The organism is Sporosarcina sp. Y1011, from assembly GCF_057669885.1.
Genome location: NZ_JBYHFP010000028.1, coordinates 1 through 15,063, shown reverse-complemented (window position 1 = coordinate 15,063; position 15,063 = coordinate 1). Strand labels below are relative to the sequence as shown.

Annotated in this window: 15 protein-coding genes and 1 riboswitch; of the genes, 5 read left to right on the top strand and 10 right to left on the bottom strand. The window is 41.2% G+C overall.

What is annotated here, in order from left to right; translation table 11 throughout:
- Nucleotides 1–187: 187 nt before the first annotated feature.
- Nucleotides 188–306: riboswitch (SAM riboswitch) on the bottom strand.
- Nucleotides 307–493: 187 nt separating this feature from the next.
- Nucleotides 494–2,080 carry a phosphoenolpyruvate carboxykinase (ATP) gene (gene pckA, locus AC25Y5_RS18210; RefSeq protein ID WP_488141523.1) on the top strand — a complete coding sequence of 529 codons (1,587 nt, stop codon included), beginning with the start codon at nucleotides 494–496 and terminating at the stop codon, nucleotides 2,078–2,080.
- A gap of 147 nt (nucleotides 2,081–2,227) precedes the next feature.
- On the opposite strand, the gene AC25Y5_RS18205 is transcribed toward pckA, so the two are convergent.
- The 5 genes from AC25Y5_RS18205 to AC25Y5_RS18185 form a co-directional block, all read right to left on the bottom strand.
- Nucleotides 2,228–3,013: an alpha/beta hydrolase family protein gene (locus AC25Y5_RS18205; protein ID WP_488141522.1), complete on the bottom strand. Its 786-nt coding sequence runs from the start codon at nucleotides 3,011–3,013 to the stop codon at nucleotides 2,228–2,230.
- Nucleotides 3,003–3,464, bottom strand: a complete 462-nt coding sequence (locus AC25Y5_RS18200) for an NUDIX domain-containing protein (RefSeq protein ID WP_488141521.1) — start codon at nucleotides 3,462–3,464, stop codon at nucleotides 3,003–3,005. Before AC25Y5_RS18200 ends, AC25Y5_RS18205 begins: the two co-directional genes overlap by 11 nt.
- A 46-nt stretch (nucleotides 3,465–3,510) precedes the next feature.
- Nucleotides 3,511–3,819 (bottom strand): transposase, encoded by a 309-nt coding sequence (locus tag AC25Y5_RS18195; protein ID WP_482100083.1) that lies wholly within the window; start codon nucleotides 3,817–3,819, stop codon nucleotides 3,511–3,513.
- 87 nt (nucleotides 3,820–3,906) lie between these two features.
- Nucleotides 3,907–4,089, bottom strand: a complete 183-nt coding sequence (locus AC25Y5_RS18190) for a putative motility protein (RefSeq protein ID WP_488141520.1) — start codon at nucleotides 4,087–4,089, stop codon at nucleotides 3,907–3,909.
- A gap of 62 nt (nucleotides 4,090–4,151) precedes the next feature.
- On the bottom strand, nucleotides 4,152–4,601 hold the full coding sequence (locus tag AC25Y5_RS18185; protein ID WP_488141519.1) for a Dps family protein: 450 nt from the start codon (nucleotides 4,599–4,601) through the stop codon (nucleotides 4,152–4,154).
- A 98-nt stretch (nucleotides 4,602–4,699) separates the two neighbouring features.
- Here AC25Y5_RS18185 and yidD point away from each other — a divergent pair, with 98 nt between their 5' ends.
- A complete protein-coding gene (gene yidD / locus AC25Y5_RS18180) occupies nucleotides 4,700–4,930 on the top strand; it encodes a membrane protein insertion efficiency factor YidD (protein ID WP_482100086.1) in 231 nt (76 codons plus the stop codon).
- Nucleotides 4,931–5,088: 158 nt separating this feature from the next.
- Nucleotides 5,089–6,045, top strand: coding sequence for a metal ABC transporter solute-binding protein, Zn/Mn family (locus tag AC25Y5_RS18175; RefSeq protein WP_488141518.1), 957 nt, complete (start codon nucleotides 5,089–5,091; stop codon nucleotides 6,043–6,045).
- A gap of 373 nt (nucleotides 6,046–6,418) precedes the next feature.
- Here the strand turns inward: AC25Y5_RS18175 and AC25Y5_RS18170 are convergent, their stop codons facing one another.
- The 5 genes from AC25Y5_RS18170 to AC25Y5_RS18150 are packed head-to-tail and all read right to left on the bottom strand — an operon-like array spanning nucleotide 6,419 to nucleotide 12,673.
- Nucleotides 6,419–7,876, bottom strand: a complete 1,458-nt coding sequence (locus tag AC25Y5_RS18170; RefSeq protein WP_488141517.1) for an o-succinylbenzoate--CoA ligase — start codon at nucleotides 7,874–7,876, stop codon at nucleotides 6,419–6,421.
- 53 nt (nucleotides 7,877–7,929) lie between these two features.
- A complete protein-coding gene (gene menB, locus AC25Y5_RS18165) occupies nucleotides 7,930–8,748 on the bottom strand; it encodes a 1,4-dihydroxy-2-naphthoyl-CoA synthase (RefSeq protein ID WP_482106344.1) in 819 nt (272 codons plus the stop codon).
- Nucleotides 8,745–9,590 (bottom strand): 2-succinyl-6-hydroxy-2,4-cyclohexadiene-1-carboxylate synthase, encoded by an 846-nt coding sequence (gene menH, locus AC25Y5_RS18160; RefSeq protein WP_488141516.1) that lies wholly within the window; start codon nucleotides 9,588–9,590, stop codon nucleotides 8,745–8,747. The genes menB and menH overlap by 4 nt, the downstream gene beginning before the upstream one ends.
- Nucleotides 9,583–11,295: a 2-succinyl-5-enolpyruvyl-6-hydroxy-3-cyclohexene-1-carboxylic-acid synthase gene (gene menD / locus AC25Y5_RS18155; protein WP_488141515.1), complete on the bottom strand. Its 1,713-nt coding sequence runs from the start codon at nucleotides 11,293–11,295 to the stop codon at nucleotides 9,583–9,585. The genes menH and menD overlap by 8 nt, the downstream gene beginning before the upstream one ends.
- Entirely contained in the window at nucleotides 11,288–12,673 is a 1,386-nt protein-coding gene (locus AC25Y5_RS18150; RefSeq protein WP_488141514.1) for an isochorismate synthase, read from the bottom strand. The genes menD and AC25Y5_RS18150 overlap by 8 nt, the downstream gene beginning before the upstream one ends.
- Nucleotides 12,674–12,881: 208 nt before the next feature.
- On the opposite strand from AC25Y5_RS18150, the gene AC25Y5_RS18145 reads away from it, so the two are divergent.
- Together AC25Y5_RS18145 and AC25Y5_RS18140 are read left to right on the top strand one after the other, a co-directional pair.
- Complete coding sequence (locus tag AC25Y5_RS18145; RefSeq protein WP_488141513.1) at nucleotides 12,882–13,796, top strand: 1,4-dihydroxy-2-naphthoate polyprenyltransferase; 915 nt, start codon at nucleotides 12,882–12,884, stop codon at nucleotides 13,794–13,796.
- Between the two features lie 179 nt (nucleotides 13,797–13,975).
- Nucleotides 13,976–14,716, top strand: a complete 741-nt coding sequence (locus AC25Y5_RS18140; RefSeq protein WP_488141512.1) for a TraR/DksA C4-type zinc finger protein — start codon at nucleotides 13,976–13,978, stop codon at nucleotides 14,714–14,716.
- Nucleotides 14,717–15,063: the final 347 nt, after the last annotated feature.

Here is a 15,063-nt window from a genome sequence, read left to right as displayed (position 1 = left end):
TTTCCTCCTTATATCCTACGAGATTGATACGGTACTCATATGTCCCATGTAGAGTCCTCCCGGATTCAGGAAAGACTACAAGCCACTGCGAGCTCTATACACGAGGATAAAGGGCTAAACAAATTAAAAAGCCCTTCGCTCACGTACTAATACATGAGGAAAGGCATGATTTTAAAAGCACCTTTCACTCTTATCATACAAGGACTGTGCCTTGCTACAGGTTTGGCACCTTTGCGCAGACAATTAAGTCATTGCAGGTTGCCGGGTTTCATTGGGCCTGACCCCTCCACCAGCTCGGGATAAGAGTATCCGTTCAACTATATATGCTACGAAAAAACTTGTTCCCTGTCAAATTTCTTTGCCGATTTTACATCTAATTGCTTGAGATTTTGATTAATATAGATTATTATTCTTAATGTGTTATACTATTTAAGAAATGTGATGACATGACACCCAATTATATGGGACTATGAGTAAAGGACGGTACATAATTATGATTACAGCAAAGATTAGCGACGATCTAAATAACCTTCTTTCCGGTGAAAATATAAAAATTCAACTTTCAGTACCACAACTTGTTGAAAAAGCGATATCACGTGGAGAAGCTCAACTGACTTCCGATGGAGCAGTCACGGCTCGAACAGGGAAGTATACAGGTCGTTCCCCTAAAGATAAATATATTGTCGAGGAAGCGTCCTCCAAAGACAAAATCGATTGGGGCAGCGTAAACCGTCCGATTTCATCTGATGTATTTGACTTATTATATAATAAAATGCTTACTCACTTAAAAGTTAAAGACGAACTGTTCGTCTTCAAAGGATTCGCTGGTGCAGATCCAGCTTCACGTCTATCCATTCAAGTCGTGAATGAATTTGCTTGGCATAACCTATTCGTCCATCAATTATTTATTCGCCCGACTGAAGTAGAGCTCTTGGAACACGAAGCGCAATTTACTATCATTTCAGCCCCTTCTTTTAAAGCGGATCCTGCAGTTGACGGCACGAATTCCGAGACGTTCATTATTGTGTCAATGGAAAAACGTATCGTTCTCATTGGTGGTACTGAATATGCTGGTGAAATGAAAAAAGCAATCTTCTCTGTCATGAACTACTTCCTACCTGAAAATGGCATCATGCCGATGCACTGTTCTGCTAACGTCGGCGAAGATGGCGATGTTGCTTTGTTCTTCGGTCTTTCAGGAACAGGCAAAACAACACTTTCAGCTGACGCGAACCGCAAATTAATCGGCGACGATGAACACGGTTGGTCTGACACTGGTGTCTTTAACATCGAAGGTGGTTGCTACGCGAAATGTATCAATTTATCTCAAGAAAAAGAACCTGAAATTTTCGGTGCAATTCGTTTCGGGTCAGTTCTTGAAAACGTTGTTATCGACCCAGTAACAAACATTCCTAATTACGATGATGGATCTTTGACTGAAAATACACGTGCAGCATATCCAATTCAAGCAATCGATAACATCGTTGACCCTTCAGTTGCAGGTCATCCGAAAACAATTATTTTCTTGACTGCAGACGCTTTCGGCGTACTGCCTCCTATTTCTAAATTAACGAAAGAGCAAGCAATGTACCACTTCCTAAGTGGTTTCACTTCGAAACTTGCTGGAACTGAACGTGGTATCACATCACCTGAAGCAACATTCTCGACATGCTTCGGATCACCTTTCCTTCCGCTTCCAGCGACAGTATATGCTGAAATGCTTGGGAAAAAGATTGATGAACATGACGCGCAAGTATTCCTAGTGAATACAGGTTGGACTGGTGGCGTATATGGTGTTGGTAAGCGTATGGATCTTAAGTATACACGCGCAATGGTTCGTGCAGCACTCGCTGGTCAACTAAACAATGTTGAAACAGAAATAAACAGCATTTTCGGTCTTGCAATGCCTACAGCGATTGAAGGCGTTCCAACAGAAGTGTTAAACCCACGCAATGCATGGTCTGATGGAAATGCTTACGATTTTAAAGCAAAAGAACTAGCATCTATGTTCCGTGAAAACTTTAAGAAATTCGGTTCGGTTTCAGAAGAGATTACGTATAAAGGCGGACCAATCGCATAAGAAGAATGCTCTTAGTCTATATCCGATAGACTAGAGCGGCTCCATCCACTAGGAATGGAGTAAAGACAATCAAATCTAAACAGGGTAGCACATTTATTGTGCTACCCTGTTTTTTTATCATTATAATCAGTATCTATAATGATCTACTCACTGTCTCTTCATCCAACTCGTCAAATCTCTAACAAGCTGTGCATTCATGCCCGGTGGAATGAAATGCGTGTATTCTGGGAAGTACCATGTCTCGTATACTTTATTATGTTCACACAATGCGTTCTCCAATAACACAGCCTGTTGAAATGAGACGTTCTCATCAATCATGCCATGAATGATAAGAACAGGTGCAGTAATTTCATCTACGCGAAACAGCGCTGTCCTTTTTCTGTATTCATCAGGCACGCTGTTCGGCGTTCCACCGATAACTCGCTTCATCATCCGCCGCATGTCTTTCCGTTCTTTGTATGTAAAAATGACATCGGAAACACCCGACCACGTAACAACCGAAGTAATATCCTCACGAAAAATAGCGGTCCACAGAGCCATAATGCCACCTCGTGAAAACGCGAATAAGTGAATCCTCTCGACGTTTGTCATAGGATTTTGTTTCAGCACGTCTACGGCATTCAACGCATCCTGACGATCGGCACCTGCGAATTCATCCCGACCTTCCCCTCCACGGTTCCCACGGTAGTAAGGAGCGAATACAACGAACCCTTGCGCAGCAAACTGGGCAATTCGAGCTGGACGAACCATTCCTATATGTTGCATGCCGCCTCTTAAATAAAGGATACCTTCATAGGTTCCATGCGTAAGCGGTTGCGCCATAAGCCCTTTCACTCTCAACCCATCCGAAAAATAAGTGATTTCTTCAAGATAAACGTTTGGGTTTGGCGAAGGATAGGCTTTCCGATGAATAATAGTGCCATCATAACTCACGTGCTTCCACCCACTTTCTTAAAGCTTCCATTCCCGTACCTTTCATATGAAAACTTAACTCATCACACGCGTCCAGTTCCTCACTTGTCATCCATGTAGCGCCATTCGTTTCGTAAAGTGTTGGATTTTCATCAATTTCTACAACGCTTCCCGTGAATACGGCTTTACAGAATGTGATATTGCTTCGAACGACATATTCCGCAAAGTTTTGCACATCCGTAATTCTAACGCCGGTTTCTTCAATCGTTTCACGAATGGCCGCTTCTTCGATTGATTCCCCTTCTTCTGCTTTGCCACCTGGAAACTCGACACCACGCTCCAAATGACGAGTTAGAAGCCACTTTTCTTTATATTTCAATACAACAAGAACATGCCGAGCAGGCATACTAAATCGATTCTTTCCAAATGACAGCTCGACACGGCCACCGTTTACATCATTAAATGTCAGCATTAAAATCCCGTCCTTTCGTTCATTTTAACGAAGGACAGGATGAGTATCAACGAAAATAAGGAAGTTCTTCGATGAATCGCTTCGATGGCTCATCGGTGAACTCATGGATAAGTGCATAAATCCTCATCGTACGTTGATCGACCTTTTCATTATTCCGGCCATAATAATACGGTAAAAACGGTAGATGCGACCTAATAAAGTTCCGAATTTCAAGTTCATCTATCTGTGAAAATAAACGATTGAAAACGGGAATATGTTCTTCTGTGATTTTAACTTCATACTCCCACGGTGAATCATCCGGGTGATGATATATTTGCTGATGTACAACCGAAACGTACATATTGTATTTTTCCATGCCAACCCATCCTTTTTTCTTTTTAGCATGGCTTAAAATGAACAAAAGCATGCATTCCCTTTACGGGAATACATGCTTTTTCGCAAATCAAGTTTGAACGTCGACCGAAGCACCTTTATGAGGATGCGTTGCAGCAGTCTGATCAGCTAAACTTTTCAGCATTTCTGTTGCAGCTGCCGTATTCATTGAAAGTGTGTTGTTTAGAACACTCAACCGGACAGTCGATTGCAAACTATTCAATTGACTAGCCATGATGGAACTCATATTCATTTACACCATTCTCCTCACAAGCTTACTATCGGCAAATAGCTGACTTTTTTAATGAAAATTGATTATTTGTTATCTTCCCCAAGGAACGCATTGAGCATCCACTGGTGTTTCTCAATGCTCTGATAAGTTGCATTCAGTAAATCTTCCGTCATGTCATCGCCATCTTTTGCAGCTAATTCCATACCTTTTTTCAACGATTTCATAATTTTACCAAAATCATCGACGACGTTCTTGACCATATCGTCTTCTTTTTCTTTTCCTGTAGCTTCTTTCACCACAGACATTTCAAGATGTTCTTTTAATGAAGCTACCGGATCTCCACCCAGCGTCAACACACGTTCAGCGATTTCGTCCATATGAAGCGTAGCCTCATTATAAAGTTCTTCAAATTTGGCATGCAATGTGAAGAAATGAGGCCCTTTTATGTACCAATGGTAATTATGAAGTTTTGCATACATCACCGACCATGTTGATACTTGCACGTTCAATTCTTCAATAAGTTCTTTTGACATATTAATCTCTCCCTTTGTTATTATATAGTTCGTCCTTCTTTTAATTTACCACTAAAGCCACTACAATAAACATATAGGTACGAATAGGGAGAAATGAAATGAAAAAAATTGTAATAGGCATTATCAAAATCTATCAAAAAGTTATCTCGCCTTTAACTCCTCCGTCTTGTCGTTTCTACCCAACTTGCTCCCATTATGGAATTGAAGCAGTGGAAAAGCATGGTGCATTAAAGGGTTCTTGGTTGGCGGTTCGAAGAATTTCAAAATGTCATCCATTTCATGAAGGTGGATTTGATCCAGTTCCTGAGAAAGACTCAAAAACAAAATAATTCCTAGGATAAGACAGGTAGGCAAAACTGCCGAACTGTCTTTTTTTGATGATAATAAAACCACTTATTTAGTTGCCAAAATAGAAAAGCTCTTGTATGATAAAAAAGTCAGTTCTCTAAATCGGAATGATTACTATTAAATAAATGGAGGTTTTTGCATGAAACGGAAACTGCTAATCATCTTTTCTTTACTCATAATTATAGTACTTTCTGGATGTGGTAATAAGGTGAAGAACACAGAGAATAGTGAATCTGAAAAACTCACAATTTATACTACAGTTTATCCACTACAATACTTTACTGAACGTATTGGTGCTGATCATGTTGAAGTTAAGTCCGTCTATCCCGCTGGAACGGACGAGCACACTTTTGAACCGACACAAAAAGATATGATGTCACTTGCGGAAGCGGATTTGTTTTTCTATATCGGAATGGGCCTTGAAGGATTTGTCGAAAATGCTGAAAAAACATTAAAAAATGAAAATGTCAAAATGATTGCAACAGCAGAAGCTATAACCGAAGAGTCGCTAGAGGAAGCACATGGCCATGATGCAGAACAGGATGAACACGAAGAGCATAATCATGGCAGCATTGATCCGCACGTATGGATTTCGCCAAAACTAAGTATTGAACTTGCATCTTCTATTAAAGACGCATTAATTGTATCAAAGCCTGAAATGGAAATTGAATTTGAAGAGAACTATGAACAATTGAAACTAGAACTTGATGAACTCGATGATAAATTTAAAGAAATGGCTCTGAATGCGCCTTCGAAGACATTCTTTGTTTCTCATGCTTCTTTTGGTTATATTGCAAATTCATATGGCCTTGAACAAATAGCAATTGCGGGATTGAATTCGCAAAGCGAACCTTCACAAAAACAATTAACTAAAATTGTTAAAGCAGCGAAGGAGCAGAATGTTCAGTATGTATTATTCGAGCAGAATGTTTCTTCAAAATTGACTGATGTCGTAAGGAATGAAATTGGAGCAGAGTCACTCATGCTTCATAATCTAGGCGTATTAACCGTCGATGATATAAAAAACAATGAAACCTATTTCACTTTGATGAATAAAAATATTGAGACGCTTAAGAAAGCGTTAAATACGAAGTAAATGCGAAAAGGCTATCATGTAATCCAGATTATATCCGGGTTGCTTGATAGCCTATTTTGTTGCTAAATATGTTGAAATAAAGAATCCTACTAACCGTTGATTTCCGTTCCGAGCGGACGCTTTCCGCGGGCACGGCTTCAATCTCCTCGTCACTACGTTCCTGCGGGGCTTTTAGCCAAGGAAGAGTGTACTTTCTCTTCCTAACCGCTTTTCCCGCTGGAGTCGCCGCTCTACACTCCAATCAACTGGAAAGTAGAAAGAATCATAAGTTCAACCTATATAGAAAGTTTAAAACTTAGACTTGTCAATAACCTGCTAGAAACGGTACTCCGAGTGAGGGTGCAGGCTTTGCCTACTTGAGACGACTCCTTATTCAGTATCCATCCAACTCTTTCAATTTACGACGCATTAGCTTATTAGACCCATTACGCGGGAGCTTTTCGACAAAATTGAACGACTTCGGTACTTTATAGCGAGCCAATCGCTCTTCGCAAAATAATGTTAACTCTTCAGCCGTTACTGTTCCTGAAACGACAACAAATGCAATGGGGACACTTCCCCACTCTGAATGTTCTTTAGCACAAACGCCTGCCTCACGGACACTTGGATGCGCAACTAACACATTTTCAATTTCAGCCGGATAGACATTTTCGCCACCTGAAATGATTAAATCGGATCTTCTGTCAACGATGTATAAATAGCCTTCATCATCCAAGTAGCCGATATCACCTGTAGGGAACCATCCATCCTCCAAAGGATCTACCCCTCCGAAACGACCGATGTATCCTGGTGTGACGTGCGATCCACGTATTAGAACTTCACCTTTTTCTAATGGTGTTTCAGTATTTTTGATTTTGATTTGATTTAAAAACAAAGGTTTGCCGGCAGAACCCATCTTACGGATGGCATCGTTTGCCGCCAAAGTTGTTGTTTGAGAACTTGTTTCCGTTAACCCATATGTTTGAAGAACTGGAACTCCAAGCGCTTTTGCTCGATTCAAATAATCGATTGGAAGAGATCCACCTCCGGCTAGCATTGCTTTGAATGTAGGATGAGCAACCTTATTCCTCTCTTCCATTTCACGCAAGACTTTATCAAGCATAAGTGATACGACGGACATATATGTGACTAACCCATTCTCCACTGCACCGGCAGATTTAACTGCATCGAACTTCTCCTGCAATACGACTTCCATTCCATAAAGAACAGAACGGACTAGAATCGAAAATCCACTAATATGGAAAAGTGGCATAGCACATAGCCACACATCCCGTTCGTTAAGCCCCAGATTTAGGACGGATGAAAGTGCACTCGAAACATGATTCCCAGCGGTTTGACGGACACCTTTCGGAAATCCTGTCGTACCTGATGTATACATAATTGTAATGGTTCTGTCGGTTTTCCAACTATCCTGAATAATAAATGCCCATTCAGGGCTCGCGTAAATTGCAGAAAAGTATAACTTCTGTACTGTCATGTCAGCAACCATGCCATGTAAATCATCCGCCACAATTAGCGTGGTAGCACTTGAGTCGTCGAATTGGTACTCAATCTCCTTTTTCGTCAACCGGCTATTCAACATCACAATTTCTAGTCCCAATAGCATACAGGCATGAATGACAAATACCATTTCAGCATTGGAAGCCCCAAGTAGTGCAATTCGATCCCCTTCATTTAAACCATTGGCTTTCATTTTCTGCGCAAGAGTCATTGCACGATTTTTTAATTGTATAAATGTCCACTTTTCATCCTTAAATGAAAAAGCTGTTTTATCGGGCGTTAAATATGCCCGCTGTATTAACCAATTTGGAATCATCCAATCACCATCCATTCAGAAAAAGCCACCCGATTAAAGGCAGCTCTTTAAGTATTCATGCAGTTTAATTAAGGGAATCGAGGAAACTGTCCGAATTCCGGTTTACGTTTTTCTTTGAACGCATCGCGGCCTTCTTTCGCCTCATCCGTTGTGTAATAAAGAAGTGTTGCATCACCAGCTAATTGTTGAAGTCCAGCAAGTCCGTCCGTATCTGCGTTCATTGCTGCTTTTACGAAACGAAGTGCAGTTGGGCTCATGCCAAGCATCTCTTCACACCACTGGACAGTCTCGTCTTCCAATTGTTCATAAGGAACCACAGTGTTAACTAACCCCATGTCGAGTGCTTCCTGTGCGTTGTATTGACGGCATAAGAACCAGATTTCACGCGCTTTCTTATGACCGACGATTCGTGCCAAGTATCCTGAACCGTAACCTGCGTCGAATGAACCGACTTTAGGTCCTGTTTGTCCGAAAACTGCATTTTCTGCAGCAATCGTCAAATCACAGACAACATGCAGAACGTGTCCGCCGCCGATTGCATATCCTGCAACCATGGCCACAACCGGTTTTGGAATAACCCGGATTAGGCGCTGTAAGTCCAGAACGTTAAGACGCGGTATTTCATCTTCACCGACATAGCCGCCGTGACCACGCACTGATTGGTCTCCGCCTGAACAGAATGCTTTCTCGCCTTCCCCTGTTAATACGATGACTCCAATGCTTTGGTCGTCCCGTGCGCGTGAAAATGCGTCGATTAACTCTGATACCGTTTTAGGTCGGAATGCATTACGCACTTCCGGACGGTTGATTGTTACTTTTGCAATCCCGCCATACTGTTCGTATTTGATGTCTTCGTATGTACGTATCGTTTCCCATTGACGTGTCATAGTGACCCTCCTCGATTTTTCAACTCTGAAACATGCTGCTCTACCATTGTAGCAAATGTACCCGGTTTTTCCACATGAATTGCATGCCCAACGTGTTTTATCGTTTCATGGCGGACATTGTGAAATTTACCATGCATTTCCCGGGAAATATTTACGAACTTAGTGTCGAGTTCTCCCGTTATTAGCAAAACAGGCAGATTGATCGTCTCAAGACATTCCCAATAGGACTGTTGGCTGCCTGTGCCAATGCCGAGTAGGCTGTTGGCTAGTCCATTGCCCCTTTGACCTAGCCGCTCATTTCTGATTTCTATCTGTTTTTCTTTAGGTAAAATTTTCTGTGTTGCAAATAACTGAACGTTTTCCCAAAAGTCGACGAATGAAGGTAACCCATCTTTCAATATTCTTTCTGCCAAACGTTTATCCGCTGCTTTTCTTTCATTTCTTTCATTTTCTGTCTTTAAACCTGGAGAAGAGCTTTCTAGAATTAATGATGAAATCCGATCCGGATAATTAATTGTATAAGCCAGAGAGATACGCCCACCCATGGAATAACCAATCAATATGAATTGATCAAGTGATAACGCAGTAAATAATTCCTCGAGATCGGCTAATTGCTGTTCCATCGTGTATCTGTTTACATCATCTGGAATACTCGATTTCCCGTGTCCAGTCAAATCGACAGCTATTGTTCTGTATTTACCTTTGAATAATTCAACTATTTCACGCCATGAAGCAGTGCTACCTGTGAATCCATGTAGTAGAACGACAGAGGGTAACTGTTCTTCACCCGAAATTTCTACATTTATATCTATGCCCCGAATGCGAATCGTCTTGTTACTCATCCTGCTCAATCCTATCGGTAATTTGTTTCCATAGGTCACGGTGTGCAACGACGTTTGCCTGTCGATTTGTAAATACTTCTATGATGCGCACTGGTTTGTTTTTCACTCTAGCTAACTCTATCCCAAACTCTTCTGGGGTTGTTATCGCTGCATACTGAGCGTCATACATAGCTGCTATGTGACCAAACGTTAACCCTGTAGGTGTACCAAATAATTCTTCAAAATGACGGCCTGCTTCAGCTTGTGGAAGGTATGAGAATATACCACCACCGTCATTATTGATAATTACAATAGTCAAGTCAACCTCATGAAAACGAGTTACAATAAGCCCATTGACGTCATGTAAGAACGACAGATCGCCTATTAATAGCCACGCCGGTCTCTTTCTATTGGTCTGGACACCAAAGGCTGTCGAGACAACGCCATCAATTCCATTCGTCCCACGGTTGGCAAAAATCTCTATATCTTTAGTCGTTTTCCTAAAAAACGTATCAACATCACGGATTGGCATACTGCTACCAGTAATTAAGTCGCTGCCGGAGGGAAGATGCTCAAAAAGCAACTTTGCAAAAATTCCTTCATCTCCGTCAACTCCCGTGTATTCATCGGTGATTGCAGATGCAGCATCATTCGCTAGTGTCCACGACTCCGAAAAAGATGTCTTTTGTTTTTCGACCAATATTCTTAATACCGTTTCAGGTGAAGCCTGGATATGATGGGTAACAATACCAAGTGAATCTCGGAATTCCGGTGATTCATCAACCGTGATAACGTTCGCTGGTCGCATTGCTTTCAAATATAGTGAAAGTGGTTTCGAAACCGGTTGTGTACCGAATCGAATCACAGTATCAGGTACAGATTTCCCTTTGAATAACTCACTCTTTAATATTGCATCATAATGATCAATACATAGTGAACGGCATTGCTCTGGTATTTCCGTACGAAGATTTGATATCGGATCGCACAATACCGGCCATTCCAGCGCTTTTGCAAAGCTCCAGAAAAGCTCTTTATTTAATCCTACTGGCATTTCCCCAGCAATAATTATTCCCTTTTCTGAACGAGCAAGTAACAAGGTAATTTGTTGAATCGTTTCTAGATCCAGACTATCTACACTTTGAATCCTTTTCTGGAAAGTCATTTTGGGTATCTCACGATCAAAATCAATGAGTAGCGGTTCACGGAACGGAACATTTAAATGGACCGGTCCGCGTGGAGCTGTAGTTGCTACCGATAATGCTCGACTTATATGTCTATCGATAAAGTCATCAATGTCTGTATTTTTTTCTGCAAGTGGGAAGTCTACACTATGTTTCACATGCTTACCGTACATTCGAATTTGATCGATTGCCTGTGGTGCTCCAACTTCTCTTAGTTCGTGTGGGCGATCCGCAGTAATAACAATTAGTGGGATTCGCGCATAGTACGCTTCTGTTATCGCAGGATGATAGTTGGACGCCGCTGTACCTGATGTACATAGGAGAACGACAGGATCAGAAGAGGCCTTTGCCATTCCAAGTGCAAAATAGGCTGCTGAGCGTTCGTCTACTTGCATATACACATCAAGCTCATCTGTTGAGGCAAATGCATATGCGAGTGGTGTCGAACGAGAGCCCGGACTAATGACCACAGTTTTCACACCGGCCATCATCAAAGCACTGGTCATTCGTCGAACATAATCAGTCAAAACTATTCGATTATCCATTCAATTTACCCCCAAGTGCACGTATGACCGGTCTGAATTTCACCCATGTTTCGTCGTATTCCTTATCAGGTTCAGAATCCGCTACAATACCGCCCCCCGCATACAAATATGCACTATCCCCATCGAGTAGTGCAGAGCGAATAGCCACAGCAAATTCACCATTTCCTGCTGTATCCGTCCAGCCGATTGGTGCTGCATAATATCCTCGATCCATGTTTTCCTCAGTGCGAATCAGTTCCATCGATTTTTCTGTCGGAACACCGCCAAGTGCCGGAGTTGGATGGAGAGCCTGAACCATGCTAAAAATATCAGTCCCACGTTCAACTTTCCCCTCAACTGGTGTTAACAGATGCTGTATATCACGAACTTTCATTAATTTCGGTACTTTTGAAACTTTGACATCTGTACAATAAGTTTCAAATACTTGTGAAATCATATTTACAACGTATTGATGCTCTTCTCTATTTTTACGATCTTCAAGAAGTTGATCACCAAATTTCCGGTCTTCAGCCGCTGATTTACCGCGTTTGATAGACCCTGCTACACATGCAGAGTACGCCCGTCCGTTTGATATTTCTATAAGCCGCTCTGGAGTAGCACCGAAAAATAGTTGACCTTCTTTTTGCAAACCGAAGTGGTAACTTTCTTGTTGCTCGTTCGTAATATGGTGAAGTGCCGTGACAGCAGGTACTTTATCTTTAAAGTTTAATTTTATCGCTCTTGCAATTACAACCTTCTCCGCTTCACCATTATTAATTCGTTCTGTAATATCAACTAACGTTTCCATATAATGATTTTTCGCTAGCTCCTCAATAGATACAACTTCTGGCTTGGTATGAAGAGCGAATTCTTCCACTTGTGCAATATGGATAAGACGATCTCTTTCCTCGCGCAACTTTTCAAACTGCTCCGCAGCATCATTGCTTTTCGTAACTAGGTTTATGGAGATGGCAGTCTTGCCATTTGTAATTGATAGTTGGAAAGCAGGCACAACAAAATGAGCAGATGGAAATGCATCCCACTCTGTTCCCTTATTACTTTTAGGATCAAATGAGAAACCTCCGAAAAGAACAGGCTCCCGATCATTTTCTTCCTTTATAAGCGCCGCACACAAGTTTTTCCAGCTTTCTGAAATAACCTCAAAACGATTCTCCGTTTCTTCACTGGTCAATACAGTAGCATGTCCAATTCCAACAAGTGTTAATGTTTTATCTGCATTTTGCCAATAAAACCGTTCATCTTTATAACATGAATCCCCTGCCTCAAAAAATGCAAGTGGTGATATTCGATCCGCATCAACAGTTTCTGTGAAAAAGCGCAATTCATGCTGACTAACTTTTAATTTAGATTCGCGGGTAGTGGTCAACTTCCGATTCATTATTTTCCCTCCGCACATTCATACGTCAAATTTTGAGCTTATTCCTTTATTCTATTATACCGAATCTGTAGCGTTTCGGCACATAATATGCAGTCTCTCTGTTCACTCCACCAATTATGGAGTACAATGGATGAGGTCATTATGAACCTCCTACGACTGAAATCATGGGTGTTCTTGGCTTAATCACAAATGTAGGGAGAGAATCATAATGCAACAGAAAATAGAAGCGGATTCAGGTTGGCGAATTTGGTGGCAGCTAACCCGACCTCATACACTCACTGCAGCTTTTGCACCTGTTTTCCTCGGTACAATGATTGCGTTGACATATGGGGACATTCATTTTCCTCTATTTTTCGCTATGCTTATTGCAAGTATATTCATTCAAATGGCGACAAATATGTTCAATGAATACTATGATTTCAAAAGAGGTCTCGATACAGAACAATCCATAGGTATCGGAGGTACAATTGTCCGGAATGGCGTCAAACCGAAAACGGTGTTGAACCTTGCCTTTATGCTTTACGGAATCTCCATTCTAATAGGAGTATACATATGCATGGAAACGTCGTGGATGCTTGCAGTGGTCGGTGGCATATCCATGATAATTGGTTATTTTTATACAGGCGGTCCATATCCAATCGCATACACGCCTTTTGGGGAACTCTTTTCCGGAGTTGTCATGGGAATGCTACTTATCCTCATTGCATTCTATATTCAGACAGGAACGATCACCACAGAAGCAGTACTTCTATCCATACCAAGTATGTTGCTTGTCGCGGGTATTATGATGGCAAACAATATACGTGATTTGGAAGGAGATAAGGAAGGCGGACGGAAGACGCTTGCGATTCTAGTTGGCCGTTCTAATGCAATTACCATCCTAATGCTATTTTTTATCGTATCTTATGGTTGGGTTGTGGCACTGATTCTCTTTGGACATCTCACTCCATGGGCGTTAATCATATTCTTAAGTCTAAAAAAACCGGCATCTGCAATCGTCGTATTCCGAAATAACCACCTACCCATACATGTGAACCCTGCCATGAAAAACACTGCAATCACAAACACGCTGTTTGGATTACTATTAGGCATTGGAATCCTCATTGGACATCTTCTTTTTTAATATTTAATCAAAAAAAAGTCTGAACCATCACTCTGATGGCTCGGACTTTTTTTGTTCGAATGTTTATAAAGGACTTCAAGAAGGAAAGTAAAAAGAATAGACAACAATCCATTCCATGCTCATTAAGCAAGTTATTAATGAGCATACTGATACTATTACTGAAAAGGACGTGGCAAAACATGTTAGATGCGAAACAAACAGAGACATTAAAAAAAGAGTTACATGAAATGATGGATCATTTAACCAAAACAGAAAAAGAAACGGATATTAAAGATAGTCCGTTAGAAGAAGTCGGAGAACTTTCTATGTATGACAATCATCCTGCTGACATGGGTACTGAACTGTTTGAGAGAGAGAAAGACGTAGCACTGAACGTGCATGCAGGCTCTGAGCTTAATAAAGTAGAAAACGCCTTACAAGCAATGGAGGATGGTTCTTATGGAAAATGCGAAGTATGTCAAACGGATATACCATTTGAGCGGCTTGAGGCAGTTCCTTATACCACTCTTTGCATTGAACATGCGACAGAGCAAGAAGTACCTCGAGACAGACCTGTAGAAGAAGATACTCTTACCATGGCCAACCCTAACTCATTCGCCGATAGAAAGTTGGGAACAACTCGGGACGGTGAAGATAGCTTTCAGGAAATTGCAAAATCCGGAACATCTGAAACCCCTTCAGATTTTAGTGGGGATCACGCCAGCTACAATACGCTATACGACACCGAGATTTCAGACGGTGCAGCTGAAGAAATTGAAGAATTCACTGGCACCGATATAAATGGTCAATCAAGGGGTTTTGTACGATCCGATGCTTCTGACAAATACGAAGATGAACTGGATAACGAAGGAATTGAATCCCCACTTGGTGACATTCCATATCATGAAAGCGATGGTTATGTTGACGGCAAAAGAAAATGAATTAATTTGTTAATTGAGTCAATTGGAATAGGTTTTTAATTTACGGTGCTAGATACAATGGAAGTAGATTCCATTGTATCTAGCATTTGTTGAGTACAAAACCAAGTCGAAAAAGTATATTCAGGTTTACAATACACTAGATAATTTAGAGAATCTACAGATTCATAGTAGTAGGAAAAGACTTGTCCCCACAAGCAGTAAACGGCGAGTCCAGACATGAATTCCAATCATTAAAATTATCTTTCTAAACAATAAAAAAGCAGTAATGCAAGTTTAATAAAAAACTTGTATTACTGCTTTTATTATGACCCCTACGGGATTCGAACCCGTGATACCGCCGTGAAAGG

Excerpts from the sequence above, each read along its gene's own strand:
- menD (WP_488141515.1), bottom strand. The coding sequence starts at position 11,295 with ATGGATAATCGAATAGTTTTGACTGATTATGTTCGACGAATGACCAGT.
- AC25Y5_RS18140 (WP_488141512.1), top strand. The coding sequence starts at position 13,976 with ATGTTAGATGCGAAACAAACAGAGACATTAAAAAAAGAGTTACATGAA.
- pckA (WP_488141523.1), top strand. The coding sequence starts at position 494 with ATGATTACAGCAAAGATTAGCGACGATCTAAATAACCTTCTTTCCGGT.
- AC25Y5_RS18185 (WP_488141519.1), bottom strand. The coding sequence starts at position 4,601 with ATGTCAAAAGAACTTATTGAAGAATTGAACGTGCAAGTATCAACATGG.
- AC25Y5_RS18190 (WP_488141520.1), bottom strand. The coding sequence starts at position 4,089 with ATGAATATGAGTTCCATCATGGCTAGTCAATTGAATAGTTTGCAATCG.
- AC25Y5_RS18150 (WP_488141514.1), bottom strand. The coding sequence starts at position 12,673 with ATGAATCGGAAGTTGACCACTACCCGCGAATCTAAATTAAAAGTTAGT.
- AC25Y5_RS18170 (WP_488141517.1), bottom strand. The coding sequence starts at position 7,876 with ATGGATGGTGATTGGATGATTCCAAATTGGTTAATACAGCGGGCATAT.
- AC25Y5_RS18195 (WP_482100083.1), bottom strand. The coding sequence starts at position 3,819 with ATGGAAAAATACAATATGTACGTTTCGGTTGTACATCAGCAAATATAT.
- AC25Y5_RS18145 (WP_488141513.1), top strand. The coding sequence starts at position 12,882 with ATGCAACAGAAAATAGAAGCGGATTCAGGTTGGCGAATTTGGTGGCAG.
- AC25Y5_RS18175 (WP_488141518.1), top strand. The coding sequence starts at position 5,089 with ATGAAACGGAAACTGCTAATCATCTTTTCTTTACTCATAATTATAGTA.
- menH (WP_488141516.1), bottom strand. The coding sequence starts at position 9,590 with ATGAGTAACAAGACGATTCGCATTCGGGGCATAGATATAAATGTAGAA.
- AC25Y5_RS18200 (WP_488141521.1), bottom strand. The coding sequence starts at position 3,464 with ATGCTGACATTTAATGATGTAAACGGTGGCCGTGTCGAGCTGTCATTT.
- menB (WP_482106344.1), bottom strand. The coding sequence starts at position 8,748 with ATGACACGTCAATGGGAAACGATACGTACATACGAAGACATCAAATAC.
- yidD (WP_482100086.1), top strand. The coding sequence starts at position 4,700 with ATGAAAAAAATTGTAATAGGCATTATCAAAATCTATCAAAAAGTTATC.